This is a genomic window from Candidatus Mycobacterium wuenschmannii (assembly GCF_030252325.1).
Lineage (GTDB): Bacteria > Actinomycetota > Actinomycetes > Mycobacteriales > Mycobacteriaceae > Mycobacterium > Mycobacterium wuenschmannii.
This window is the reverse complement of the sequence record NZ_CP126981.1, coordinates 3,198,452-3,221,924: the sequence shown is the minus strand read 5'-3', so window position 1 is coordinate 3,221,924 and position 23,473 is coordinate 3,198,452. Positions and strand designations below refer to the sequence as shown.

Here is a 23,473-nt window from a genome sequence, read left to right as displayed (position 1 = left end):
CGCAATGTTCATCGACCTGACCCCCGAGCAGCGTCAGCTGCAAGCCGAACTGCGGCAATACTTCTCGAACCTCATCTCGACTGACGAGATGAAGGCGATGGAGAAGGACCGGCACAACGACGCCTACCGCGCGGTGATCCGGCGGATGGGCAAGGACGGCAAGCTCGGCGTCGGTTGGCCAAAAGAGTTCGGCGGGTTGGGTTTCGGCCCCGTCGAGCAGTCGATCTTCGTCAACGAGGCGCACCGTGCCGACGTGCCGCTGCCCGCCGTCACGTTGCAAACCGTCGGCCCCGTGCTGCAGCAGTTCGGCACCGACCTGCAAAAGAAGAAGTTTCTGCCCGCGATTCTGGCGGGCGAGTTGCACTTCGCGATCGGTTACAGCGAACCCGAGGCCGGCACCGACCTGGCCTCGTTGCGCACCAGTGCGGTACGCCACGGTGACGAGTGGATCGTCAACGGACAGAAGATGTGGACGACCGGCGGGCACGACGCGGACTACATCTGGCTGGCGTGCCGCACCGACCCGGAAGCGGTCAAGCACAAAGGCATTTCGATCCTGATCGTCGACACCAAGGATCCTGGGTTCTCCTGGACGCCGGTCATCCTGTCCGACGGCGCCCACCACACCAATGCCACGTACTACAACGACGTCCGGGTTCCCGCCGACATGCTGGTCGGTGAGGAGAACGGCGGCTGGCGACTGATCACCACCCAGCTCAACAACGAGCGGGTGATGCTCGGACCGGCCGGCCGCACCGCCGGCATCTACGACCGACTGCACGACTGGGCGTCCAAGCCAGGCGGCGACGGGGTCGTCCCGATCGACCACCACGACGTCAAGCGGGCGCTCGGTGAGATCTATTCGATGTGGCGGGTCAACGAGCTGCTGAACTGGCAGGTTGCCGCCGCCGGCGAAGACATCAACGTGGCCGATGCGGCGTCGACGAAAGTCTTTGGCACCGAGAGTATTCAGTACATTGGTCGGCTTGCCGAGGAGATTGTCGGCAAGTACGGCAACCCCGCTGAGCCTGCGACCGCCGAGCTGCTCGACTGGCTCGACTCGCAGACCAAGCGCAATCTAGTGATCACCTTCGGTGGAGGCGTGAACGAAGTGATGCGAGAGATGATCGCGGCGTCGGGCCTCAAAGTGCCGAGGGTGCCTCGATGACGGATATCCACGAGGCGCTTGAGAAGATCAAGGCGGCCGGCGGCCCCAAGCCGCGCACGGGGCGCGATCCGGTGAACCAGCCGATGGTCAACAGCTGGGTCGAGGCGATCGGCGACGCCAACCCGATCTACCGCGACGAGGCCGCGGCGCGCGCCAACGGTCACCCGGGAATTGTCGCGCCCCCGGCCATGATTCAGGTCTGGACGATGTTCGGTCTAGGTGGGGAGCGTCCGACCGACGACCCCATGGGACCGATCATGCAGCTGTTCGATGAGAACGGCTACATCGGCGTCGTCGCCACCAACTGCGAGCAGACCTACCACCGTTACCTGCACGCCGGCGAAGAAGTCACGATCCATTCGGAGATGGGTGACGTCGTCGGCCCCAAGCAGACCGGGCTCGGCGAGGGCTGGTTCATCAACCAGCACATCGTCTGGAAGGTCGGCGACGAGGACGTTGCCGAAATGGAGTGGCGCATACTCAAATTCAAGCCGCGCGAGGCCGCTTCGTCGGCCGTGCCCGAGGACCTCGACGCTTCCGCGATGATGCGGCCGTCGGAATCGAAAGACACCAAGTTCTTCTGGGACGGCGTCAAGGCGCACGAACTCCGCATCCAGAAGCGGCCCGACGGCAGCCTGCAGCACCCACCGGTGCCGGCGATCTGGCAGGACAAGGAATTGGCAACCGACTATCAGGTGGCCAGCGGCAAGGGCGAGGTATTCAGCTTCGTCGTGCATCACGCGCCGAAGGTGCCCGGCCGCACGCTGCCGTTCGTCATCGCTTTGGTCGAACTCGAAGAAGGCGTCCGGATGCTGGGCGAGTTGCGCGGTGTCGACCCCGCCACTGTGGAGGTTGGAATGCCGGTTCAGGCAACGTATATCGACTTCCCGGCCAATGATGTCGGCCCGGCGTGGACGCTGTACGCGTGGGAGCCGCGCGCATGAGCGCCCCGACGGTGGAGGTCGGCACGAAGCTGCCGGAGTTGGCGCTGTACGGCGACCCCACGTTCATCATCTCGACGGCGATCGCCACCCGCGACTACCAGGACGTGCACCACGACCGGGACAAGGCGCAGGCCAAGGGATCCAAGGACATCTTCGTCAACATCCTCACCGACACCGGTCTGGTGCAGCGGTACATCACCGACTGGGCCGGGCCGTCGGCGTTCATCAAGACGATCAAGCTGCGGCTCGGTGTGCCGTGGTACGCCTACGACACGGTGACGTTCAAGGGCGAGGTGACCGCGGTCGATGACGGGTTGATCTCATTGAAAATCGTTGGCAGCAATAGCCTTGGCGATCACGTCGTCGCCACCGCGACCTTGACCTTCGGAGGCGCGTGATGTTGTCCGGTAAGGCCGCGATCGCAGGCATCGGCGCGACGGACTTCTCCAAGAACTCCGGTCGCAGCGAATTGCGCTTAGCGGCGGAAGCCGTTTTGGACGCCCTCGACGATGCGGGGCTGACTCCAGCCGACGTCGACGGCATGGTCACGTTCACGATGGACTCGAACACCGAGGTCGCCATCGCGCGGGCCACGGGCATCGGGGACCTGAAGTTCTTCTCCAAGATCCACCACGGTGGTGGCGCCGCATGCGCTACCGTCCAGCAGGCGGCCATCGCCGTGGCGACCGGGGTCGCGGATTGTGTTGTGGCATACCGGGCTTTCAACGAGCGTTCGGGTCAGCGGTTCGGCCAGGTGCAGCTGCGGCTGGTCGAGAACGCCGACTCGACCGGCGTGGACAACTCGTTCTCGTATCCGCACGGCCTGTCGACGCCGGCCGCTCAGGTCGCGATGATCGCCAAGCGTTACATGCACTTGTCGGGGGCAACCAGCCGCGACTTCGGTGCGATCTCGGTGGCCGACCGCAGGCACGCCGCCAAGAATCCGAAGGCGTACTTCTACGAGAAGCCGATAACCATTGAGGAGCACCAGAATTCGCGGTGGATCGCCGAGCCGCTGCGACTGCTGGACTGCTGCCAGGAAACCGACGGCGCCGTCGCACTCGTCATCGTCTCGGCCGAGCGGGCCAAGGACCTGAAGCATCGTCCGGCCGTCATCGAGGCGGCGGCGCAGGGTGCCAGCCCGGACCAGTACTCGATGGTCAGCTACTACCGGCCCGAGCTCGACGGCCTGCCCGAGATGGGTCTCGTCGGTAAGCAACTGTGGTCGCAGTCGGGGCTGAAGCCGACCGATATCCAGACCGCGATCCTCTACGACCACTTCACGCCGTTCACCCTGATTCAGTTGGAGGAGTTGGGATTCTGCGGTTGGGGAGAGGCCAAGGACTTCATCGCCGACGGTGCGATCGAAATCGGTGGCCGGTTGCCGATCAACACCCACGGCGGCCAGCTCGGTGAGGCTTACATCCACGGCATGAACGGCATTGCGGAGGGTGTGCGCCAATTGCGTGGCACCTCAGTCAATCCCGTGCCCGACGTCGAGCACGTCCTGGTCACCGCCGGCACCGGCGTCCCGACGAGCGGCCTCATCCTCGGCTAGTCCGCCCCCTTTGCGCCGAGCGCCCGGCTAGCCGGGCCGTCGAGACGCAACGCCCGGCCTGCCGGGCACTCGGCAGCTGAAGTGACGGCAAGGGTCGCATATGCGAGCCTGCGGCGATGGGTCGACCGTTCATCGGCAGCGAAGCCATCACGGCTGGATTGCTAACCAAGAGTCAGTTGGAAACGCGCTATACGCGCTTATTTCGAGGCATTTATATCGACCGCGATGCTGAGATCACCGCAGCGGTCCGCGCCTACGCGGGATGGTTATGGACTGGCCGTCGCGGGATCGTGGCGGGGTTCTCAGCGGCCGCGCTGCACGGAAGTAAATGGATCGACGACGGCAGAGCGGTGGAGTTGATTCATGACAACCATCACTGCGCCGCCGGACTTCAGTTTCACCGCGACATTGTCGAGGCGGATGAGATCGAGATGATTGGCGGCGTCGCGGCTACCTCGCCGACCCGAACAGCACTGGACCTTGGCTGTTGGTACCCGACAATGACCGCCGTGGCGGGGATAGATGCGCTAGCCGCAGCGACCGAAATCAAAGCCGCGGATGTCGATTTGTTGGCGCAACGCTATGTGGGACGCCGCGGCATCGGTGGGGCACGCCGGGCGGTGGAACTATTCGATGCCGGATCGCAGTCGCCAAAAGAGTCGTGGCTCCGCGTCGTGTTGATCGAGGCCGGCCTGCCGCGACCGCAGACGCAGATTCCAGTGCTCGACGAATTCGGCAGTGCCTTTGCGTATCTCGACATGGGATGGGAGCACGTGAAGGTCGCCGTGGAATACGACGGTGAGCAGCACCGCCGCGATCGTAGGCAGTACACCTGGGACGTTCGTAGATCGGAAATGCTCGAACGCCTCGGGTGGATCGTCATTCGAGTCGTAGCGGGGGACCGGCCCAATGACATAGTCAGGCGCGTTCGCGCGGCACGTACGAGTCGCTTGCCCGGCTAGCTGGGCGGTCGACAAGTCACGCCCGGCTAGCGGAGCGTTCGGCGCCGCCCTAGGCCGGGGTGAGCTCGACGCCGCTCAGGACTACGGCGTCGTCGCGCGACGGCGCGGTGACGGTGGCGAGCAACTTGCCGTCCTCTTTCCACACCGAGGCCTTCAACGTCTCGCCCGGGAAGGCAACGCCGGCGAAGCGGGCGCCATAGGAGCCGACGGCCCCGGAATCGCCGTCGAGCAACGCATCCGTCAACGCTTTACAGGTCATGCCGTAGGTGCACAGCCCGTGCAGGATCGGCCGCGGAAAGCCTGCGGCAGAGGCGAATTCGGGGTCGGAGTGCAACGGATTGCGGTCCCCGCACAACCGGTAGAGCAGCGCCTGTTGCGGCAGGATCGGGATGTCGAGCGACAGGTCGGGTGCGCGCTCCGGGGCGGCAGCCCCCGAAGACGGGCCACGGTCGCCGCCGAAACCACCCTCGCCGCGGGCGAAGATCGAACGTCGTTGCGTCCACAGCAGCGTTCCGTCGGGAGCGGTCACGGAGGTCTCCGACCAGATCACCGCGGCCTTGCCCTTGTCCCAGATATCGGTAAAGCGGGTGACCGCCTTGCCGGAGCCCGACGGCGGCAGCGGCGCGGGCGCGGTCACCTGCTCGCTGGCGTGCAGGACTTTGCTCAGCTCGATGTCGATGCCGGGGAACTGCACGGTCGGTGGCTTGGTCATGTGGAAGCTCGCCGCGACATTGCCGAAAGTCGGTAGCACTTGCGGTGTTTCGTCGATCAGGTAGCGCAACTCGCGCATGTCGAGAGGGTCGGCGCCAGCTCCCAGCCCGAGGTGATACAGCTGGATGTCGCTACTACTCCACGAGAACTCGATCGGGTCCAGCTCGGCGGCCAGGGCGACGTCGACGTCGATGGGCATGTCAGTTCTCTCCGGCGATGTGCAGGGCGGCCAGGTATCCGAAGGTCATCGCCGGCCCGATCGTGCCACCCGGCCCGGGGTAGGTATGACCCATCACCGGGGAGCTGACATTGCCTGCGGCGTAGAGACCTTCGATGATGCTGCCGTCGTCACGCAGCGCGCGGCCATGGATGTCGGTGCGAATGCCGCCCTTGGTGCCCAGGTCGCCCGGCACCATCTTGGCCGCGTAGAACGGTCCATGGCTGATCTCACCGAGGTTCGGGTTCGGCTTGTTGGTCGGGTCGCCGTAGTAGCGGTCGTAGGCGCTCTCGCCGCGGTGGTAGTCGGCGTCGACGCCGGAGCGGGCGAAGCCGTTGAACCGCTCGACCGTCGCCGCAAAGGCGTCAACAGGCAGACCGGCCTTCGAAGCCAACTCTTCGAGAGTATCCGCCTGGATGATGACGCCGGATTCCATCCACTTGCGGGGAATGCGTTGCCCTGGTTGCAGCCCCGCGAAGATGTAGCGGTCGCGATACTGCTGGTCGAACACCAGCCACGCCGGAATGTTCTCGCCCGGGCCGGGCCCCTGGCCGTATTCGCCGCCGTACATGTGGTGGCACGCCTCGACATAGGGCATCGACTCGTTCATGAACCGCTGGCCGGACATGTTGACGATGATCGAGCCGGGGGAGTTGCGTTCCGACAGCGCGAACCATGGCGCGCCGACCAGCGGAACCGTCGGGCCCCACCAGGCGTCTTCCATGATTTCCAGTGCGGCGCCCAGCTTTTCGGCGGCCAGGATGCCGTCGCCGGTATTGGCTTTCGCGCCGACGGTCCACTCGGTGGTGATCGGCGCGCGCTGGTACTTCACCCGCATCTGCTCGTTGTGCTCGAACCCGCCGCTACCGAGGATAACTGCCTTACGAGCCCGGATCAGTTGCGGCTCAGCAGCTTCCGGCTGGCCTGCCTCCCGCACATAAACGCCGCGCACCACGCCGTCTTCGACGAACAGGTCGGTCAGCGCCGTGTTGAGCTGGACCGGCACGCCTGCCTTGCGGAGCCCGACCCGCAGCGGCGCGATCAGGGCGCGCCCCATGCCGACCAGGTTCTGCCCCGTCGCCTTGGCCCACATCGTGCGGGCGCCGACCTTGAGGCTGCGGAGCACACCGCGCGGATGGCGCTTCAGCTGATTGAGCCGCACGTAATCCTGTTGCATGACAACGACGTTCAACGGCACCTTGCCGTACGGCGGCTCGAGGCCGGCCAGGTCGGGTCCAAGCTTCTTGGCGTTGAACGGCTTTGGCTCGATCGACCGACCACCGGCGCGGCCGCCCGGGGCCTCCGGGTAGTAGTCGGCGTACTGCGGCACCCAGCACATCTTCAACGGCGAGTTCTTCAGCACGAACGACAGCATTTCCGGCCCGCGCTGGAGGTAGGTGTCGATGCGCTGCGCTTCGACCACGTCCCCGACGATCCCGTGCAGGTAAGTGCGGGCCGCGTCGGCCGTATCCTTGACGCCGTCGCGCTGCAGAATTTCGTTGTTGGGAATCCACACACCGCCGCCGGAGCGAGCGGTGGAGCCGCCGAAGTGGGCGGCTTTCTCTACGATTATAGTGTTGAGACCCCGGTGGGCTGCCGCAAGGGCAGCGACCATGCCGGCGCCGCCGCTTCCGACCACGACGACGTCGAACTCCTGAGTTGTCATGTAGAACACGTTATAGAATTGCCGGGCCTGGGCGCTACCGCCCCGGTCAATCGAACGAGGGGACTTCGGCTAGATGCTTCCGTCAGCCATCCGTGACGCGCTCGCCGCCGACCTCGCGCAGGCCGAGCGGAGCCGTCAGCCGATCACCCCGCTGACCGCCGGACACCCCGAGATCGACGTTGTCGACGCCTACGAAATCCAGCTGATCAACATCCGGCAGCGGGTCGCCGAGGGCGCCCGGGTGGTGGGTCACAAAGTGGGCCTGTCGTCATTGGCGATGCAGCAGATGATGGGCGTCGACGAGCCCGACTACGGGCACCTGCTCGACGAGATGCAGGTCTTCGAGGACGTCCCGGTCAAGTCCGACAGGTACCTGTACCCACGGGTCGAGGTCGAGGTCGGCTTCATCCTGGCCCACGACCTGCCGGGCGCGAACTGCACCGAAGAGGACGTCCTGAAGGCGACCGAGGCGTTCGTGCCGTCGATCGAGTTGATCGACACCCGCATTACCGACTGGAAGATCGCGCTGTGCGACACGATCGCCGACAATGCGTCGTCCGCCGGGTTCGTCTTGGGCGAGGCGCGCGTGAAGCCGACCGACATCGACATCAAGACCATCGACGCGGTGCTGACAAACAACGGCGAGGTGGTCGCCGAGGGGCGCAGTGACGCGGTGCTGGGAAATCCAGTCACCGCAGTAGCGTGGCTGGCCCGCAAAGTGGAAAGCTTCGGAGTGCGGCTTCGGGCCGGCGATATCGTGCTGCCCGGTTCGTGCACCCGAGCTATCGATGCACCTCCCGGCAGCAATTTCGTCGCCGATTTCGCCGGACTCGGGTCCGTGCGACTGTCATTCGAGTGACCAGAAACTAAGGAGCGTCCATGCCGTCGAAGATGAGTGTGGCCATAGTCGGGTCGGGCAACATCAGCACCGACCTGCTCTACAAACTGCTCCGCTCGGAGTGGCTCGAACCGCGCTGGATGGTCGGCATCGACCCCGACAGCGAGGGCCTGGCCCGCGCCCGCAAGCTCGGGCTCGAGACCACCCATGAAGGCGTCGACTGGCTGCTGGCCCAGTCCGAAAAGCCCGACATGGTCTTCGAGGCGACCAGCGCCTACGTGCACCGCGACGCCGCGCCGAAGTACGAGGCCGCCGGAATCCGGGCCATCGACCTCACGCCCGCCGCGGTCGGTCCGGCCGTGATCCCGCCGGCCAACCTCCGCGACCACCTGGACGCCCCGAACGTCAACATGATCACCTGCGGCGGCCAGGCCACCATCCCCATCGTCTACGCGGTTTCCCGGACAGTCGACGTGCCCTACGCCGAGATCGTCGCGTCGGTGTCGTCGAGTTCGGCCGGCCCGGGCACCCGCGCCAACATCGACGAGTTCACCAAGACCACCAGCAAGGGCGTCCAGACCATCGGTGGCGCAAAGTGCGGCAAGGCGATCATCATCCTGAACCCCGCCGACCCGCCAATGATCATGCGCGACACCATCTTCTGCGCGATCCCCGAAGACGCCGACCGCGACGCGATCGCCAAGTCGATCCACGACGTCGTCGCCGAGGTGCAGACCTACGTGCCCGGCTACCGCCTGCTCAACGAGCCGCAGTTTGACGACCCGTCGGTGCACTCCGGGGGCCAGGCACTGGTCACCACCTTCGTCGAGGTCGAAGGCGCCGGCGACTACCTGCCGCCGTACGCGGGCAACCTCGACATCATGACCGCCGCGGCCACCAAGGTCGGCGAGGAAATCGCGAAGGAGTCGCTGACCGCGACGGCCGGAGGAGCGAAAGCATGAGCGACATCTTCTTCAACCCGATCTGGGACGTCCGGATGACGGACACCTCCCTACGCGACGGCTCGCACCACAAGCGTCACCAGTTCACCAAGGACGAGGTCGGCGCGATCGTGGCCGCTCTCGACAACGCCGGCGTTCCGGTGATCGAGGTGACCCACGGCGACGGCCTGGGCGGCTCGAGCTTTAATTACGGCTTCTCCAAGACGCCCGAGCAGGAATTGATCAAGCTCGCCGCGGAGACCGCCAAGGAAGCCAAGATCGCCTTCCTGATGCTGCCCGGTGTCGGCACCAAGGAAGACATCAAGGAGGCGCAGAACAACGGTGGCTCGATCTGCCGCATCGCCACCCACTGCACCGAGGCCGACGTCTCGATCCAGCACTTCGGGCTCGCTCGCGAGCTGGGCCTGGAAACCGTTGGCTTCCTGATGATGTCGCACACCATCCCGCCGGAGAAGTTGGCGGCACAGGCCCGCATCATGGCCGACGCCGGCTGCCAGTGTGTCTACGTCGTCGATTCCGCCGGAGCGTTGGTGCTCGACGGCGTGGCCGACCGGGTCTCGGCGTTGGTTGCCGAACTCGGTGACGACGCCCAGGTCGGTTTCCACGGCCACGAGAACCTCGGCCTCGGCGTCGCGAACTCCGTCGAGGCCGTCCGGGCCGGTGCCAAGCAGATCGACGGCTCCTGCCGGCGCTTCGGAGCCGGCGCCGGTAACGCGCCCGTCGAGGCGCTGATCGGGGTGTTCGACAAGATCGGCGTCAAGACCGGCATCGACTTCTTCGACATCGCCGACGCCGCCGAGGAGGTTGTCGCACCGGCGATGCCGGCCGAATGCCTGCTCGACCGTAACGCGCTGATCATGGGCTACTCCGGCGTCTACTCGAGCTTCCTCAAGCACGCCGTCCGGCAGTCCGAGCGTTACGGCGTGCCCGCTCACCAGCTACTGCACCGGGCCGGGCAGCGCAAGCTGATCGGCGGTCAGGAAGACCAGCTCATCGACATCGCGCTGGAGATCAAGCGCGAGCAGGAAGGCGCCACGACATAGTCTGGGCGAACGCACAGGCTGCGCATAGCCGCCGGGCGTAGCGTCGCGCCCATGAGCACGTCACTCGCGTGGGCCGGCCGCATCGCCGGCGGGCTGGTCGCAGCTTCGGCCGCGACGATTATTGCGCTGCCGGCGGCGAACGCCGCCTGCGATCAGACGGTGGGTCAGTCCATTGACTCGTATCTCAGCCGCCATCCGGACGTCAAAGCGCATCTCTCCTCGCAGTCGAGGGCAGAGGGTGGCGGCCCGGATGTGATCGGCTACCTGAATCGGCATCCGGACGTTCGTCAGCAACTGATCGACCTGTCGCAGAAGTGCACTGACTAGCTAATCCGCATCGTCGGCGCATGTTCGCTTGTTGACGAAAACTAGAACACGTTCTAGCGTCAGAGCGTGCCGGATTCCCTGTTCTCTCAGCCGCTGATCGATGCCATCACCGAGTCCGAGAAACTAGTCGCCGCAGCTCCGCACATCGAGACCGAAGCCGACCTGTTGGAGGGGCTGCAGTACCTGGCCGGCTGTGTGGCGGCCTGTACGCACATGGTGTTCGACTACGACCGCGACCATCCTGTGCTGCTCTCCGGCACCGGCCCGTACACCAAGATGGGCCTCGACAATCCCGACACTCTGTATTTCGGCTGTCGCGTGCAACCCAACCAGGACTACACCGTCACCGGCGTGCGCGGTAGCACTACGGACCTGAGCTTCCAACTGCTCGGCGGCGAGTACACCGACGACAACGTCCCGGTCAGTCAAGCCGCGTTCGACGACCGCGAACTCGAGATCGCCGCGGACGGTAGCTTCCAGTGGCAGGTCCGACCGAACAGTCCCGGCCAGCTGGTGATCCGCGAGGTGTACGGCGACTGGGCCGCCCAGCGCGGCACACTGTCCATCTCGCGAGCGGACACCGCCGGCACGGCGCCGCCGCCGCTGACCCGCGCCACGATCGAAAAGCGTTACAGCGCAGCCGGTAAGCAACTGGTCAACCGAATCAAGACCTGGCTGCAGTTCCCGCAGTGGTTCTATCTGGACCTGCCGGTCAACACCATGGTCGCGCCCCGGCTGACGCCCGGCGGTCTGGCGACGCAGTACTCGTCGGTCGGGCATTTCGAGTTGCGCCCCGACGAGGCGCTCGTCATCACCCTGCCGGTGACCGACGCCCCCTACCTCGGATTCCAGCTGGGGAGCCTCTGGTACATCTCGCTGGACTACATCAATCACCAGACATCGCTGAACAACGCTCAGGCGCAGTCGGATCCGGATGGCAAGGTGCGCATCGTCGTGTCCGATCAGAACCCGGGCGTCACCAATTGGGTCGAAACGCTCGGCCACCGACGCGGCTTTCTGCAGTTCCGGTGGCAGCGGGTATCGCGGCAACTCACCGAAGCCGATGGGCCGACCGTCGAGTTGGTCAGCCTGGACAAGCTCCCGGGGGTCTTGCCGCATTACGAGCACAATAAGATTTCCGACGACGACTGGCGCAGCCGAATAGCGTTGCGCCAAAAGCAAATTGCAGCAAGGATGCTGGGGTGAACATGACCGGACTGCTCGAGAAGAAAGTCATCGTGATCAGCGGTGTGGGCCCGGGGCTCGGCACCACGCTGGCCCACCGGTGCGCGAAGGACGGCGCCGAATTGGTGCTGGCCGCGCGCACGGTCGAGCGGCTGGAGGAGCTCGCCAAGCAACTCGGCGACGCCGGGCACAAGGCGCTCGCGGTTCGCGCGGACATCACCGAGGACGACGACGTCGCCGCCTTGGTCGAGTCGACCACGTCGAACTTCGGCAAAGTAGATGTGTTGATCAACAATGCGTTTCGGGTGCCGTCGATGAAACCATTGGCGGGCACCAGCTTCCAGCACATCCGTGACGCGATCGAGCTGAGCGCGCTGGGCGCGCTGCGGCTGATCCAGGCCTTCACTCCGGCGCTGGAGGAAGCGAACGGCGCGATCGTCAACGTCAACTCCATGGTGCTGCGCCACTCACAGGCCAAGTACGGCGCCTACAAGATGGCGAAGTCCGCGCTGCTGTCGATGTCACAGTCGTTGGCCACCGAGCTCGGCGAGAAGGGCATCCGCGTGAACTCCGTTGCGCCCGGCTATATCTGGGGCGAGACGCTGCAGGGCTACTTCGAGCACCAGGCTGGTAAATACGGCACCAGTGCCGACGAGATCTACAAGGCCACCGCGGCGAACTCCGACCTCAAGCGGCTGCCCACCGAGGACGAGGTGGCGGCGGCGATCATGTTCATGGCCAGCGACATGTCCAGCGGCATCAGTGGACAGACGCTCGACGTGAACTGCGGCGAGTACCACAACTGACCATGGCTGAACGCACTGACATCGCGACCGTCGACGAGTTGCATGCCTCGGCGACCAAGCTGACTGGGCTCGACGACTTCGGCGACGACAACGACAACTACCGCGAAGCACTCGGCGTTCTGCTGGACTCCTACCGGCAGGAAGCCGGCCTAACGGTGTTGGGCAGCAAGATGAATCGCTTCTTCCTGCGCGGTGCGCTGGTGGCCCGGCTGCTGTCGGAGTCGGCGTGGAAGCAGTACCCCCAGCACGCCGACGTCGAAGTGAAGCGGCCGATCTTCGTCACCGGTCTGGTGCGCACCGGCACCACGGCGTTGCATCGATTGCTCGGCGCCGACCCGGCGCACCAGGGCCTGCACATGTGGCTCGCGGAGTTCCCGCAACCGCGTCCGCCACGCGACACCTGGGACTCCCACCACCTGTACCGCCGACTCGACGATCAGTTCAACCAGCACCACGAGGACAACCCGGGCTACACCGGTCTTCACTTCATGGCCGCCTACGAACTCGAGGAATGCTGGCAGCTGCTGCGTCAATCGCTGCATTCGGTGTCCTATGAGACGCTGGCGCATCTGCCGAGTTACTCAAAGTGGTTGGCGCAGCAGAACTGGACGCCCGCCTACCAGCGGCACCGCAAGAACCTCCAGCTGATCGGGCTCAACGACGCCGACAAGCGGTGGGTGTTGAAGAACCCGAGCCACCTGTTCGCGCTCGACGCGCTGATGGAGGCCTACCCCGATGCGCTGGTGATCCAGACCCACCGGCCGGTCGAGACGATCATGGCGTCGATGTGTTCGCTGGCCCAGACCACCGCTGACGGTTGGTCGACGAAATTCACCGGCGACCAAATCGGTTCGGACGCAATGGAAACCTGGTCGCGCGGTCTGGAGCAGTTCAACGCCGCGCGCAAGAAGTACAACCCGGATCAGTTCTACGACGTCGACTACCACGAGCTCATCGCCGACCCGATCGGCACGGTGGCCGACATCTACCGCAAGTTCGACATCACGCTCACCGAGGAGGCGAGCAAGGCTATGCAGGATAGCCACGCCGAAAGCCAAAGCGGTGCAAGGGCTCCCAAACACAAATACTCGCTGGACGACTACGGGTTGACCGCAGACGAAGTCAAGGAGCGGTTCGCCGGGCTCTAACCGTCCCCCGGGGGAGTCGCGGTCGAAACCGCTTCCAGGCAGCCCTCGGCGACGGCGTGCTCGATGCTGTCGCCGAGTTTCGGGCAGGCTCGCGCCCGCGCGGTCGGCTCGCCGCCGGCGCGGATCTCGGCGAAGTAGGCACACCGCTGCGACGCGTCGCTATTCCATTGCACCGCAGTGTGTCCCGGGCCCATCCGCTTGACGTTGACCGTCGCATGGCAGAACCGGCAATCGACCGGCTGCTGCCCCGAGGTCAGGTAGCGAGTCTTGTCGGCCTGCGTGGCGGCGCGCACCGCGGCGGCGCGATCCGGGTCGTTGGCGAAATTCGGTGCCTTGGACCATGATCCGCTGCCGTTACCCGTCGGAGCTGGGTCGTCATGGTCGTGATCGCCACGGAGCATCAGCATCGATCGGGCCAGCCGATCGACGTCGGGAGACTCCTTGGACGAACTCATGTAGCCGGCTGCTCGGTCTTCTCTTCTTCGGCCTGCTTGGCGAGGTTCTCGTCGACCTCGACATGCCACTTCTCGTTGGCGATCGTGGTGTCCACCTCGATCTCGAAGCGGTCCGTCATGTCCGGCGTGACGTCGGCCGCGTCGACGTAGAACTGCTGGTACCAACGACGCATCTGGTAGACCGCGCCGTCCTCCTCGACCAACAGCGGGTTGTCGATGCGGGTCTTGTGCTTCCAGATCTCGACGTCCTGTAAGAAGCCCTTGCTGACGCCCTCGGTGAAGACGGTGGCGAGCTTGTTGGTCATCTCTTCGTCCATGCCCTTGGGCTTTTCGACGATGACGCCCCACATCAGCACGAATGAGTTCTGGTTGACCGGGTAGTGGCAATTGATCAGGATCGACTCGGCCTTGAAACCGCCGTACTGGTTGTGCAGCCAGTTGATCATGAACGACGGGCCGAAGTACGACGCCTCCGAATCCAGGTGCGCCTCACCGTAGGAGGTGCCGAGGTCGTTGACGTCCGGGCGGCCGACGTTGTGCAGGTACTGCGAGGCGATGTGGCCCTCGAAGACGTTCTTGAAATACGTCGGCAGACCGAAGTGGATGTAGAAGAAGTGCGCCATGTCGGTGACGTTGTCGATGATCTCGCGGCAGTTGGAGCCCTCGATCAGCATCGAGTTCCATCGCCAGTCGGTCCACTCGTCGCTCGCGAACTCGGGAAGCTCGGGGATACGCAGTTCCGGGGGCGGAGGATTGCCCTCGTGGTCGTGCCACACGTACAGCAGGCCGCTGCGCACGTCGGTCGTCCACGACCGGGTCCGGGCCAGTCGCGGGGTGCGCTTGGCGTAGGGAACCAGCTTGCACTTGCCGTCGCCGCCCCAGCGCCAGTCGTGGAACGGGCAGGCGACCTCGTCGCCCTTGATGGTGCCCTGCGCCAGGTTGCCGCCCATGTGCCGGCAGTAGCCGTCCAAGACGTGCAGGTCACCGTGTGAGTCGGCGAAGACGACGAGATGGGTGCCGAACGCCTCGATGCCGTGGGGTTCGCCGTCCAGGTAGTCCTTGACCGGGCCAAGGCAGTGCCAACCGCGGGCGTAGCGGTCAGGCAGGGTGCCGGCGTCGATTTCGCGAACTTCGGCGGTTTCGGTAGCCATGAGGTCTCCAGATGAATCGGGCTTCTAACTAGAACACGTTACAGTTTTGGCCCCGGATCGCGCAATGACGGGCACATCACCGCCGGTTACCCGGCCTGCGGTATATCTGAACGATGCCGCTGTTTGCCTTTGAAGGACGAGCGCCGCGGGTTGACCCCACCGCCTTCGTCGCGCCGACCGCCACCTTGATCGGTGATGTCGTTGTCGAGGCCGGAGCGTCGGTGTGGTTCAACACCGTGCTACGCGCCGACTACGGGCCGGTCATTGTGCGCGAGGGCGCCAACGTCCAGGACGGGTCCTTACTGCATTCACCGCCGGGCATCCCGGTCGACATCGGGCCCGGGGCGACGGTAGCGCACATGTGCGTCATCCACGGCGCGCACATCGGTGCCGAGGCGCTGATCGCCAACCACGCCACCGTGCTCGACGGCGCAGTGATCGGCGCGCGCAGCCTGGTTGCGGCCGGCGCGCTGGTGACCGGCGGCACCAAGATTCCCGCCGAGGTGTTGGTGGTCGGGGCGCCTGCGACGGTCAAGGGGCCGATCGCCGGCACCGGCGCCGAGATGTGGGTGAAGGTGAACCCGAAGGCGTACCAGGATCTCGCGCAGCGCTATCTGGCTGGGCTGGAGCCGATTTAGATCTTGCGGGCGCTCGCGGTGGCCTGGTCGACTTCCCAGAACGCGCGCAGCGCCAGCATCTTGCCGTCGCTGTCGACCTTGTAGGTGAAGACGCCCTCGGCGGTCACTTGATGTCCGGCTGCGGTGATCAGGATGTGGCCGATATTGGCTTCCTCGTTGCCGCATTGGTACGTCTTGTCGAAGACGAACTCGATCTTGTCGGTGGGCGCGATCGCCATGTCCCAGAACGCCGAGATGGCGTCACGGCCGCGATGGCCTTTGCCTTCGGGGTCGAAATGTGAAGGGCCGACCGGGTCTTCGACGATGCCGTTGTCGGCGAAATTCGCCACCCAGGCCTCTTTGTCGCGGGCCGCGACCGCATCGCGGGACCTCTTGCCGGCCAGGTGCGCGGCGGTGTCGTTGCCGGCCATCAGTCCTGCCAGCCCGAGTGGATGTAGGTTTCGGCCCACCGCTTCAGCGAGTCTTTCTTCTGCTCCAGCGGCGCGTCGGTCCCGAGCCCGTCCAGGATCCACGGGATGGTGATGTAGTCGGTGACCCCGATCTCGGCGAGCTCACGATGACCGTCCACGCCGAACTTGTCGATGCACACCGCCTGGTACTCGAAAGGCACGTCCGCGCGGCCGTTTTCGGCCAGGAGCGTCTTGAGCTTGCCAATCGTCTCGTCGAGTTCCGCGTGCGTCATCATCGCCGAGGTCCAACCGTCGCCGACCCGCGCCGCTCGGCGCAGCGCCACGTCGGTGTGGCCGCCCACGTAGAACGGCACCGGTTCGGTGGGAGCGGGGCTCATCTGCAGGCGGTCGAAATCATAGAAATCGCCGTGGAATTCGACCATGCCGCCGGCCAGCACCAGCTTGATGACCTCGATCATCTCGTCGACACGCTTGCCGCGCTTGGCGAAGGGGACGCCGCACCACTCGAATTCCTCCGGTGCCCAACCGATCCCGACACCGAAGCCGAAGCGGTTGTTGGTCAGGTTGGCCACCGAGCCGACCTGGCGCGCCAGCAGCAGCGGGTTGCGCGACCCCAGCTTCATCACGTTCGTGTAGAACCGTAGCTTCGAGGTGACCGCACCCATCGCGCCCGCCAGGATCAGCGGGTCGACCCAGGGCGACTCCTCGTCGAACATCCGCTTACCGTCGGCGGTGTAGGGATAGTCGACGGACTGCTTCTCGAAATAGAAGATGGAGTCCGGCAGCGCGATCGAGTCGAACCCGACCTCCTCCGCGGTCCTGGCCAATTCGGTCAGCTGGTCGATCTGCCCGAAGGCGATACTGCAGGTGTACTTCATCACTTCTTGTCAGCTCCCACGACCCACATCGAGTAATACTGCGAGCCACCGCCGTAGGCGTGGCCAAGTGCCTTGCGCGCGCCCTGAACCTGGTGATCGCCCGCCTTGCCCATCACCTGGATGGCCGCCTCGGCGAACCGGATCAAGCCGGAGGCGCCGATCGGGTTGGACGACAGCACACCACCGGAGGCGTTCAGCGGGATCTTGCCGCCGATCGCGGTCTCGCCGGCCTCGGTGAGCTTCCAGCCCTCACCCTCGGCCGCAAATCCCAGGTTCTCCAACCACATCGGCTCGAACCAGGAGAACGGCACGTAGATCTCCGCGCAGTCGATCTCGTCGATCGGGCTGGTGATGCCCGCGGCCTTCCACAGCGCCTTGGCGGCGTCGCGGCCGGCCTGCGGGTTGGCCTGGTCGCGGCCGGCATACGCCAACGGTTCGGTGCGCAGCGCGGTGGCGTGGATCCAGGCCACCGGGTTCCCGTCGGCGACGCGCTTGTCGGCGATCTCCTCGTTGCCGATCACCACGGCGCAGGCGCCGTCCGACGACGGGCAGGTCTCGTCGAATCGGATGGGGTCCCAGAGCATCTGGGACTGCATCACCTTGTCGACGGTGATGTCCGGCTGATGCAAATGTGCCAACGGGTTCTTGGCGCCATTGAGCCGGTCCTTGACCGCGACCATGGCGCCGATGTGCGTGGGCGCACCGGAGCGACGGATGTAGGTGCGGACGTGGGGTGCGAAGTAGCCGCCCGCGCCCGCTCCTACCGGCTTAGTGAATGGCACCGGAATGCTCAACGCCCACATGGCATTTGACTCGGACTGCTTCTCCCACGCCATCGCCAGCACGCGCCGGTACTTGCCCGACTGCACGAGGCTGGTCGCCACCACGCCGGTCGACCCGCCGACCGAACCGGCGGTGTGCACTCGGATCAGCGGCTTGTTGGTCGCTCCCACGGCGTCGGCCATGAACAGCTCCGGCATCATGACGCCCTCGAAGAAGTCGGGCGCCTTGCCGACGACCACCGCGTCGATGTCGTCCATCGTCGAACCGGAGTCCGCCAATGCCTTGTCGATGGCCTCGCGAACCAGGCCGTTCATCGAGACGTCCTGACGCTTGGCGACGTATTTCGTCTGCCCGGTGCCGAGCACCGCAGCCAACTGGCCTGCCATCAGACTATTTCCCTTCCAGCACGGCGACGAGATTCTGTTGCAATGCCGGCCCGCTGGTCGCATGCGCGAGCACCCGTCCGGCCGACCCGTCGAAAATGTGTTGCGCCGCAAAGCCGATGCGCTCCAGCCCAGCGGAGAACATCGGGTTGGCGGCCAGCGCGCCGCCCGACGGGTTGACCTTCGTCGACGACGGCAGACCGATCGCCTCGGTGAGGATGAGCTGCTGATGCGTGAACGGCGCATAGATCTCGGCGATCTCGATCGAACCCGCGTCGCCGCCCGTCGCCGCCCTGGCCGAAGTCTCGGTCGACGGCGAGGTGGTCAGATCGCGCGCGCCGAGGACCGGGGTTTCGATGCGGTGCTCTATGCCGGTGATCCACGCCGGGTTCTTGCGCAACTCGCGGGCCTTGTCGCCGGCGGCCAGCACGATCGCAGCCGCGCCGTCGGTGATCGGTGCAATGTCATGTCGCCGAAGCGGATCCGCGAAGTACGGCCGGGCCAGCAACTCGTCGATGCTCTTGGCCGGCTTCTCGGAGTCGGTGCGCTCGGACGCGGCGAAGGAGTCGAGTGCGACTTGGGCCATCTGCTCGGCGGTCCACTTTCCGGAGTCCAGGCCGAAGCGGGCCTGCAGGCCGGCCATCGACACCGCGTCCGGCCACAGCGGCGCGACGGTGTATGGGTCGGTTTGCAGCGCAAGGACTCTGCGCAGCGTGCCCGCCGAGGACTTGCCGAAGCCATACACCAGCGCCGTGTCGACCTCGCCGGTCAGCAGTTTGATGTAGGCCTCATACAGTGCCCATGCGGCGTCCATCTCGACGTGTGACTCGTTGATCGGCGGGACAGCTCCGATCGAGTCGATCGCGGAAATGAACGAGAAAGCCCGGCCGGCAAGGTAATCCGAGGATCCGGAACACCAGAAGCCGATGTCGGTCTGCTGCAGGCCGAGTTCTTCGTAGAGCGAGTGGAAACACGGCATCAGCATCTCGACGCCGTTGGTGGTGCCGTCGGTGCGGCGCACATGCGGCGCATGAGCGAAGCCGACGACAGCTACATCGCGAAATGTCACGTCTGTCTTCCCTTTAGAGGTGGTGTTTGTAGGTGTCGTAGTCGGCGTCGGGTTCGCCGGTCGGCTTGAAGTACTCGATGTTGTCGATGCCGAGGCCCCACTCCTCACGGGGCTTCCACACCGCCTCGACCCGCATGCCCATCCGGACCTCGGCGGCGTCGATCTCCTGAATCAGGTGCAGGAAGGCGATATCCGCGCCGTCGAGCAGCACGTAGGCCGCGACGTACGGCGGCTTGATGCGCTGGCCGGCGAACGGGATGTTGATGATCGCGAACGTCGTCACCGTGCCCTTGTCCGGTAGCTCGATGAAGTTGTCGAGCTCCAGGCCGGTCGCCGGGTCGGCTTCCTTCGGCGGGAAATAGACCTTGCCGGTCTCGCCGGTCCGGGCTCCCAGCAGCTTGCCCTCTTCGAGGCCGCGCAGGAACGCCGTCTCGGGAAGTGAAGCGGTGTGCTGGATTTCGATGCTGCTCGGCGTCACCTGAATAGTCACCGGCTCGCGGTCGTCCTTGGTGTCAGGCACCGTTTCGGCCTCGTCGCCCAACGCGAAGTGGGCGATATCGGTGATCGCACCGGCGGGCTCGTCGGCCCAGTGCACGTGCACCCTGGTGCCGCTGCTGATCGCATCGGACGATCCCGCGTCCACCGCGTGCAGCAGTGGGACGTCGGCGCCGTCGAGCTTGATCAGCGCCCAAGCGAACGGGTGGTCCAGCGGTTGTCCCTCAAGGGGTTCCGACTGCCACGTCCACGACAGCACCGTGCCGACGCTCTCGACAGGGACGATCTCGGTCAACCGTTCATAGGTGACGGGGTCGTACTCGGCGGGCGGGACGTAGACCCTGCCGTCCGATCCCCGGGCTCCGACGATGCGTCGCTCGCGCAGGGCGGTGAAGAATTCACTGAGGGTGGGGCCCACTGAACGGGTGTAGTCGAACGACAGCTTCAGAGGCGCCGAGAGAACCTTCTGATGGGTATCGATCTGCACCGGGCTGCTTTGGCTGGTGGTCACAGTGTCGAGTAGAACAGGTTCTAAGAATGGATTCAAGATAGGGTCAAGACCTCCCGCGGAAGGTGGACGCATGAAGCTTGGACTCCAGCTGGGTTACTGGGGCGCCCAGCCGCCCGACAACCACGCCGAACTCGTCGCGGCGGCCGAGAACGCCGGATTCGACGCGGTGTTCACCGCCGAGGCCTGGGGTTCGGACGCCTACACCCCGCTGGCCTGGTGGGGCTCGGCGACGCAGCGCCTGCGGCTCGGGACGTCCGTCGTGCAGTTGTCCGCGCGCACCCCGACGGCGTGCGCGATGGCGGCCTTGACGCTCGACCACCTGTCCGGCGGCCGACACATCCTCGGTCTCGGCGTCTCCGGTCCGCAGGTGGTGGAGGGCTGGTACGGCCAGGCGTTCCCCAAGCCGCTGGCCCGGACCCGCGAATACGTCGACATCATCCGTCAGGTCTGGGAACGCGAGAAGCCGGTCACCAGCGACGGCCCGCACTACCCGCTGCCGCTGAAGAGCGACCGCGCAACCGGTCTCGGCAAGCCGCTCAAGCCGATCACCCACCCGCTGCGCTCTGACATCCCGATCATGCTGGGCGCCGAGGGACCGAAGAACGTGGCTTTGGCCGCCGAGGTCTGCGACGGCTGGCTGCCGATCTTCTACACGCCGCGGATGGCTGACACCTACAACGAATGGCTGGACGAGGGCTTCGCTCGACCGGGCGCCCGCCGCAGCCGCAAGGATTTCGAGATCTGTGCGACGGCGAACATCGTCATCACCGACGACCGGCCCGCCGCGTTCGCGGCGATGAAGCCCTACATCGCGCTCTACATGGGCGGGATGGGCGCCGAGGACACCAACTTCCACGCTGACGTCTATCGCCGGATGGGCTACGCCGACGTGGTCGACGACGTGACGAAGCTGTTCCGCAGTGGACACAAGGACGGCAAAGAGCGAGCGGCCGAGATCATCCCCGACGAGGTGATCGACGACGCGGCGATCGTCGGCGACGTCGACTACGTGCGTAAGCAGATCAAGGCCTGGGAAGCGGCCGGGGTGACCATGATGGTGGTCAACGGTCGCAATACAGAGCAGGTCCAGGAGTTGGCCAGCCTGGTCTGACCCGGTCCTTGCGGTGGGCTAGAACACGTTCTAAGTTAGCGGCATGGCGCCTACGAGACGGTCAGTCTATGGCGTATGCGTCGCCGAAGGTCATCTCGACGTGGCCGACCGCGCCCGACACCATCGCGCGCTTCGGCAGGCCCAGCGACGCCAGCTCCGCGGCGTACGGGTGGTCGCCGAGGCGAAGCGTTGCCCCGCCTGGACGGCCGCGGACCTGACGGATCCGCATCTCCCACGGCACCTCACGGGTCGTGCCCTCGGCGAAGGTGTACGTCTTGAGCACCTGCGGCTTGGCGGTGAACAACGACGGCACCGGCAGCCCGCGGCCGAAGTCGATGCCGGCTATGTGCTGCCCGTCGGCGCTGAGGTCAAAGCCGAACCGGCTGCCTTCGCGAACGGTGAAGTCCGCCATGATCTTTGGGAATCCCCAAATCGTGCGTCCGGCCTCCAGCGTGAAGGCCTGGTCCACCGGCAGGTGATGGATGAACGCCGCGGCGTCGCCGAGTGCCTTGAGGCCGCGGGCATCCGAGCCCGGCGGGTTGACCATCACGGCGGTGCCGAATTCGTGGTACTTCCCGAGATCCCCGTCGATGTAGCGGGCCAGCATCAGGTTGACGACGGCACGGCCGGGGCGATGTTGGCAGACCCGCAGGCCGCTGTAGTCGATAAGTCGTTGTGCCGCAGTGGCATCGACCGAGAACATCGCGGTGTGGACGTCCGCTTTACGAATCTGCACTGGCATGGTGAGCACTGTTCCGGCGATGGTGTGCTGGGAATTCGGCATGCCGGTCACTGTAATCAGATAACTGGAGGCTAGGTATATGACTTCGACGATCCCGGAGACGATCCTCAACATCGACTTGGCGGACGGCAACTTCTACGCCGACCGCAAGACCTCCCGCGAGGCCTACAGCTGGATGCGCGCCAACCAGCCGGTGTTCCGCGACCGCAACGGACTGGCCGGAGCCACGACCTACCAGGCCATCATCGACGCCGAGCGCAATCCCGAGCTGTTCTCCAACACCGGCGGCATCCGGCCCGATCAGCCCGGCATGCCGTACATGATCGACATGGACGACCCGGCGCACCTGGTGCGGCGCAAGCTGGTCAACGCCGGCTTCACCCGCAAGCGGGTCACCGAGAAGATCCCGTCGCTGGGCCGGTTGTGTGACAGCCTGATCGACGCGGTCTGCGAGCGCGGGGAGTGCGACTTCGTCCGCGACATCGCCGCGCCGCTGCCGATGGCGGTGATCGGCGACATGCTCGGCGTGCTGCCCGAGGAGCGCAGCAAGCTGCTGCAGTGGTCGGACGATCTGGTAACCGGCCTGAGTTCGCACCTCGACCCGACCGGCCCGGAATTCCAGACCGTGATGAATGCCTTTGCGGGATATACCGAATTCACCATGGGCACGATCGCCAAGCGGCGCGCCGAGCCACTCGACGACCTGTTCTCCATCCTGGTCAACGCCGAAGTCGACGGGCAGCGGATGAGCGACGACGAGATCGTGATGGAGACGCTGCTGATCCTGATCGGTGGCGACGAGACGACCCGGCACACGTTGTCCGGAGGGACCGAGCAATTGGTGCGCCATCGAGACCAGTGGGACGCACTGCGCGCCGACCCCGATGCGCTGCTGCCCGGCGCGATCGAGGAGATGCTGCGCTGGACGTCACCGGTGAAGAACATGTGCCGAATGTTGACCGCCGACACCGAGTTTCACGGCACCGAGTTGAAGCAGGGCGAGAAGATCATGCTGCTGTTCGAGTCGGCCAACTTCGACGAGGCCATGTTCTCCAACGCCGACCAGTTCGACATGCGGCGAGACCCGAACAGCCACGTCGCATTCGGCTTCGGCACGCACTTCTGTCTGGGAAACCAGTTGGCCCGCTTGGAGTTGCGCCTGATGACCGAGCGGGTGCTGCAACGTCTGCCGGATCTGCGGCTGGCCTCCGACGACGCCGGCTTGCCGTTGCGGCCGGCCAACTTCGTCAGCGGCCTGGAGTCGATGCCGATGGTGTTCACTCCGTCCGCCCCCGTCGGGGCCTAGCCCGTA

Annotated in this window: 25 protein-coding genes; 15 read left to right on the top strand and 10 right to left on the bottom strand. The window is 65.4% G+C overall.

Translation table 11 applies throughout. The features are described 5' to 3' along the window. The first annotated feature begins 4 nt into the window (after positions 1-4). The 5 genes from fadE29 to PT015_RS15375 all read left to right on the top strand — a co-directional run bounded on the left by fadE29 (position 5) and on the right by PT015_RS15375 (position 4,632). On the top strand, positions 5-1,168 hold the full coding sequence (fadE29, locus tag PT015_RS15395) for an acyl-CoA dehydrogenase FadE29 (RefSeq protein ID WP_285185534.1): 1,164 nt from the start codon (positions 5-7) through the stop codon (positions 1,166-1,168). Further along, a complete protein-coding gene (locus tag PT015_RS15390; RefSeq protein ID WP_285185533.1) occupies positions 1,165-2,112 on the top strand; it encodes a bifunctional MaoC family dehydratase N-terminal/OB-fold nucleic acid binding domain-containing protein in 948 nt (315 codons plus the stop codon). Before fadE29 ends, PT015_RS15390 begins: the two co-directional genes overlap by 4 nt. Then, positions 2,109-2,510: a MaoC family dehydratase gene (locus tag PT015_RS15385; protein ID WP_285185532.1), complete on the top strand. Its 402-nt coding sequence runs from the start codon at positions 2,109-2,111 to the stop codon at positions 2,508-2,510. Before PT015_RS15390 ends, PT015_RS15385 begins: the two co-directional genes overlap by 4 nt. Beyond that, the gene (locus tag PT015_RS15380) at positions 2,510-3,670 is read left to right on the top strand and encodes a lipid-transfer protein (RefSeq protein WP_285185531.1); all 1,161 of its coding nucleotides are present in this window, start codon (positions 2,510-2,512) and stop codon (positions 3,668-3,670) included. The genes PT015_RS15385 and PT015_RS15380 overlap by 1 nt, the downstream gene beginning before the upstream one ends. 116 nt (positions 3,671-3,786) lie before the next feature. After that, positions 3,787-4,632 carry a DUF559 domain-containing protein gene (locus PT015_RS15375; protein WP_285185530.1) on the top strand — a complete coding sequence of 282 codons (846 nt, stop codon included), beginning with the start codon at positions 3,787-3,789 and terminating at the stop codon, positions 4,630-4,632. A 49-nt stretch (positions 4,633-4,681) separates the two neighbouring features. Here PT015_RS15375 and PT015_RS15370 read toward each other — a convergent pair whose 3' ends face one another. Together PT015_RS15370 and kstD are read right to left on the bottom strand one after the other, a co-directional pair. Next, the gene (locus PT015_RS15370) at positions 4,682-5,542 is read right to left on the bottom strand and encodes a MaoC family dehydratase (protein ID WP_285185529.1); all 861 of its coding nucleotides are present in this window, start codon (positions 5,540-5,542) and stop codon (positions 4,682-4,684) included. Position 5,543: 1 nt separating this feature from the next. After that, positions 5,544-7,226 (bottom strand): 3-oxosteroid 1-dehydrogenase, encoded by a 1,683-nt coding sequence (gene kstD, locus PT015_RS15365; protein ID WP_285185527.1) that lies wholly within the window; start codon positions 7,224-7,226, stop codon positions 5,544-5,546. Positions 7,227-7,299: 73 nt separating this feature from the next. Between kstD and PT015_RS15360 the strand changes: the two genes are divergently transcribed. The 7 genes from PT015_RS15360 to PT015_RS15330 all read left to right on the top strand — a co-directional run bounded on the left by PT015_RS15360 (position 7,300) and on the right by PT015_RS15330 (position 13,535). Then, on the top strand, positions 7,300-8,085 hold the full coding sequence (locus tag PT015_RS15360; protein WP_285185525.1) for a 2-keto-4-pentenoate hydratase: 786 nt from the start codon (positions 7,300-7,302) through the stop codon (positions 8,083-8,085). 20 nt (positions 8,086-8,105) lie between these two features. Continuing rightward, on the top strand, positions 8,106-9,026 hold the full coding sequence (locus PT015_RS15355) for an acetaldehyde dehydrogenase (acetylating) (protein ID WP_285185523.1): 921 nt from the start codon (positions 8,106-8,108) through the stop codon (positions 9,024-9,026). Then, a complete protein-coding gene (dmpG, locus tag PT015_RS15350; RefSeq protein ID WP_285185522.1) occupies positions 9,023-10,069 on the top strand; it encodes a 4-hydroxy-2-oxovalerate aldolase in 1,047 nt (348 codons plus the stop codon). The genes PT015_RS15355 and dmpG overlap by 4 nt, the downstream gene beginning before the upstream one ends. A 51-nt stretch (positions 10,070-10,120) precedes the next feature. Further along, a complete protein-coding gene (locus tag PT015_RS15345) occupies positions 10,121-10,396 on the top strand; it encodes a hypothetical protein (protein WP_285185520.1) in 276 nt (91 codons plus the stop codon). A gap of 78 nt (positions 10,397-10,474) precedes the next feature. Further along, positions 10,475-11,602: a hypothetical protein gene (locus PT015_RS15340; RefSeq protein ID WP_285191131.1), complete on the top strand. Its 1,128-nt coding sequence runs from the start codon at positions 10,475-10,477 to the stop codon at positions 11,600-11,602. A 2-nt stretch (positions 11,603-11,604) separates the two neighbouring features. Next, positions 11,605-12,387: an SDR family oxidoreductase gene (locus tag PT015_RS15335; RefSeq protein WP_285191130.1), complete on the top strand. Its 783-nt coding sequence runs from the start codon at positions 11,605-11,607 to the stop codon at positions 12,385-12,387. A 2-nt stretch (positions 12,388-12,389) separates the two neighbouring features. Beyond that, positions 12,390-13,535 (top strand): sulfotransferase family protein, encoded by a 1,146-nt coding sequence (locus PT015_RS15330; RefSeq protein WP_285185519.1) that lies wholly within the window; start codon positions 12,390-12,392, stop codon positions 13,533-13,535. Here the strand turns inward: PT015_RS15330 and PT015_RS15325 are convergent. Next, complete coding sequence (locus tag PT015_RS15325) at positions 13,532-13,990, bottom strand: hypothetical protein (protein ID WP_285185518.1); 459 nt, start codon at positions 13,988-13,990, stop codon at positions 13,532-13,534. The two genes, PT015_RS15330 and PT015_RS15325, sit on opposite strands and share 4 nt — an antisense overlap. Next, entirely contained in the window at positions 13,987-15,141 is a 1,155-nt protein-coding gene (locus tag PT015_RS15320; RefSeq protein WP_285185517.1) for a Rieske 2Fe-2S domain-containing protein, read from the bottom strand. The genes PT015_RS15325 and PT015_RS15320 overlap by 4 nt, the downstream gene beginning before the upstream one ends. Positions 15,142-15,254: 113 nt before the next feature. Between PT015_RS15320 and PT015_RS15315 the strand changes: the two genes are divergently transcribed. Continuing rightward, positions 15,255-15,779 (top strand): gamma carbonic anhydrase family protein, encoded by a 525-nt coding sequence (locus PT015_RS15315; RefSeq protein ID WP_285185516.1) that lies wholly within the window; start codon positions 15,255-15,257, stop codon positions 15,777-15,779. Here PT015_RS15315 and PT015_RS15310 read toward each other — a convergent pair. Genes PT015_RS15310 through PT015_RS15290 form a run of 5 tightly spaced genes read right to left on the bottom strand, consistent with a single transcriptional unit; the run spans position 15,776 to position 20,308 of the window. Next, complete coding sequence (locus PT015_RS15310; RefSeq protein WP_285185515.1) at positions 15,776-16,189, bottom strand: nuclear transport factor 2 family protein; 414 nt, start codon at positions 16,187-16,189, stop codon at positions 15,776-15,778. The two genes, PT015_RS15315 and PT015_RS15310, sit on opposite strands and share 4 nt — an antisense overlap. Beyond that, a complete protein-coding gene (locus tag PT015_RS15305) occupies positions 16,189-17,067 on the bottom strand; it encodes a TIGR03619 family F420-dependent LLM class oxidoreductase (RefSeq protein WP_285191129.1) in 879 nt (292 codons plus the stop codon). Before PT015_RS15305 ends, PT015_RS15310 begins: the two co-directional genes overlap by 1 nt. Beyond that, entirely contained in the window at positions 17,067-18,236 is a 1,170-nt protein-coding gene (locus tag PT015_RS15300; protein ID WP_285185514.1) for a thiolase domain-containing protein, read from the bottom strand. The genes PT015_RS15305 and PT015_RS15300 overlap by 1 nt, the downstream gene beginning before the upstream one ends. A 4-nt stretch (positions 18,237-18,240) precedes the next feature. After that, on the bottom strand, positions 18,241-19,302 hold the full coding sequence (locus tag PT015_RS15295) for a thiolase domain-containing protein (RefSeq protein WP_285185513.1): 1,062 nt from the start codon (positions 19,300-19,302) through the stop codon (positions 18,241-18,243). Positions 19,303-19,315: 13 nt separating this feature from the next. Next, on the bottom strand, positions 19,316-20,308 hold the full coding sequence (locus tag PT015_RS15290) for a Zn-ribbon domain-containing OB-fold protein (protein WP_285185512.1): 993 nt from the start codon (positions 20,306-20,308) through the stop codon (positions 19,316-19,318). A 70-nt stretch (positions 20,309-20,378) separates the two neighbouring features. Here PT015_RS15290 and PT015_RS15285 point away from each other — a divergent pair, with 70 nt between their 5' ends. Beyond that, positions 20,379-21,419 carry an LLM class F420-dependent oxidoreductase gene (locus tag PT015_RS15285; RefSeq protein ID WP_285185510.1) on the top strand — a complete coding sequence of 347 codons (1,041 nt, stop codon included), beginning with the start codon at positions 20,379-20,381 and terminating at the stop codon, positions 21,417-21,419. A gap of 61 nt (positions 21,420-21,480) precedes the next feature. Here PT015_RS15285 and PT015_RS15280 read toward each other — a convergent pair whose 3' ends face one another. After that, the gene (locus PT015_RS15280) at positions 21,481-22,203 is read right to left on the bottom strand and encodes an acetoacetate decarboxylase family protein (protein ID WP_285185509.1); all 723 of its coding nucleotides are present in this window, start codon (positions 22,201-22,203) and stop codon (positions 21,481-21,483) included. Between the two features lie 37 nt (positions 22,204-22,240). Here PT015_RS15280 and PT015_RS15275 point away from each other — a divergent pair, with 37 nt between their 5' ends. Next, complete coding sequence (locus PT015_RS15275) at positions 22,241-23,467, top strand: cytochrome P450 (protein ID WP_285185507.1); 1,227 nt, start codon at positions 22,241-22,243, stop codon at positions 23,465-23,467. The last annotated feature ends 6 nt before the right edge of the window (positions 23,468-23,473 follow it).

Excerpts from the sequence above, each read along its gene's own strand:
- PT015_RS15345 (WP_285185520.1), top strand. The coding sequence starts at position 10,121 with ATGAGCACGTCACTCGCGTGGGCCGGCCGCATCGCCGGCGGGCTGGTC.
- PT015_RS15300 (WP_285185514.1), bottom strand. The coding sequence starts at position 18,236 with ATGGCAGGCCAGTTGGCTGCGGTGCTCGGCACCGGGCAGACGAAATAC.
- fadE29 (WP_285185534.1), top strand. The coding sequence starts at position 5 with ATGTTCATCGACCTGACCCCCGAGCAGCGTCAGCTGCAAGCCGAACTG.
- PT015_RS15280 (WP_285185509.1), bottom strand. The coding sequence starts at position 22,203 with ATGCCGAATTCCCAGCACACCATCGCCGGAACAGTGCTCACCATGCCA.
- kstD (WP_285185527.1), bottom strand. The coding sequence starts at position 7,226 with ATGACAACTCAGGAGTTCGACGTCGTCGTGGTCGGAAGCGGCGGCGCC.
- PT015_RS15305 (WP_285191129.1), bottom strand. The coding sequence starts at position 17,067 with ATGAAGTACACCTGCAGTATCGCCTTCGGGCAGATCGACCAGCTGACC.
- PT015_RS15380 (WP_285185531.1), top strand. The coding sequence starts at position 2,510 with ATGTTGTCCGGTAAGGCCGCGATCGCAGGCATCGGCGCGACGGACTTC.
- PT015_RS15320 (WP_285185517.1), bottom strand. The coding sequence starts at position 15,141 with ATGGCTACCGAAACCGCCGAAGTTCGCGAAATCGACGCCGGCACCCTG.
- dmpG (WP_285185522.1), top strand. The coding sequence starts at position 9,023 with ATGAGCGACATCTTCTTCAACCCGATCTGGGACGTCCGGATGACGGAC.
- PT015_RS15360 (WP_285185525.1), top strand. The coding sequence starts at position 7,300 with ATGCTTCCGTCAGCCATCCGTGACGCGCTCGCCGCCGACCTCGCGCAG.
- PT015_RS15275 (WP_285185507.1), top strand. The coding sequence starts at position 22,241 with ATGACTTCGACGATCCCGGAGACGATCCTCAACATCGACTTGGCGGAC.
- PT015_RS15375 (WP_285185530.1), top strand. The coding sequence starts at position 3,787 with ATGGGTCGACCGTTCATCGGCAGCGAAGCCATCACGGCTGGATTGCTA.
- PT015_RS15335 (WP_285191130.1), top strand. The coding sequence starts at position 11,605 with ATGACCGGACTGCTCGAGAAGAAAGTCATCGTGATCAGCGGTGTGGGC.
- PT015_RS15330 (WP_285185519.1), top strand. The coding sequence starts at position 12,390 with ATGGCTGAACGCACTGACATCGCGACCGTCGACGAGTTGCATGCCTCG.
- PT015_RS15355 (WP_285185523.1), top strand. The coding sequence starts at position 8,106 with ATGCCGTCGAAGATGAGTGTGGCCATAGTCGGGTCGGGCAACATCAGC.
- PT015_RS15390 (WP_285185533.1), top strand. The coding sequence starts at position 1,165 with ATGACGGATATCCACGAGGCGCTTGAGAAGATCAAGGCGGCCGGCGGC.
- PT015_RS15370 (WP_285185529.1), bottom strand. The coding sequence starts at position 5,542 with ATGCCCATCGACGTCGACGTCGCCCTGGCCGCCGAGCTGGACCCGATC.
- PT015_RS15285 (WP_285185510.1), top strand. The coding sequence starts at position 20,379 with ATGAAGCTTGGACTCCAGCTGGGTTACTGGGGCGCCCAGCCGCCCGAC.
- PT015_RS15315 (WP_285185516.1), top strand. The coding sequence starts at position 15,255 with ATGCCGCTGTTTGCCTTTGAAGGACGAGCGCCGCGGGTTGACCCCACC.
- PT015_RS15385 (WP_285185532.1), top strand. The coding sequence starts at position 2,109 with ATGAGCGCCCCGACGGTGGAGGTCGGCACGAAGCTGCCGGAGTTGGCG.
- PT015_RS15325 (WP_285185518.1), bottom strand. The coding sequence starts at position 13,990 with ATGAGTTCGTCCAAGGAGTCTCCCGACGTCGATCGGCTGGCCCGATCG.
- PT015_RS15310 (WP_285185515.1), bottom strand. The coding sequence starts at position 16,189 with ATGGCCGGCAACGACACCGCCGCGCACCTGGCCGGCAAGAGGTCCCGC.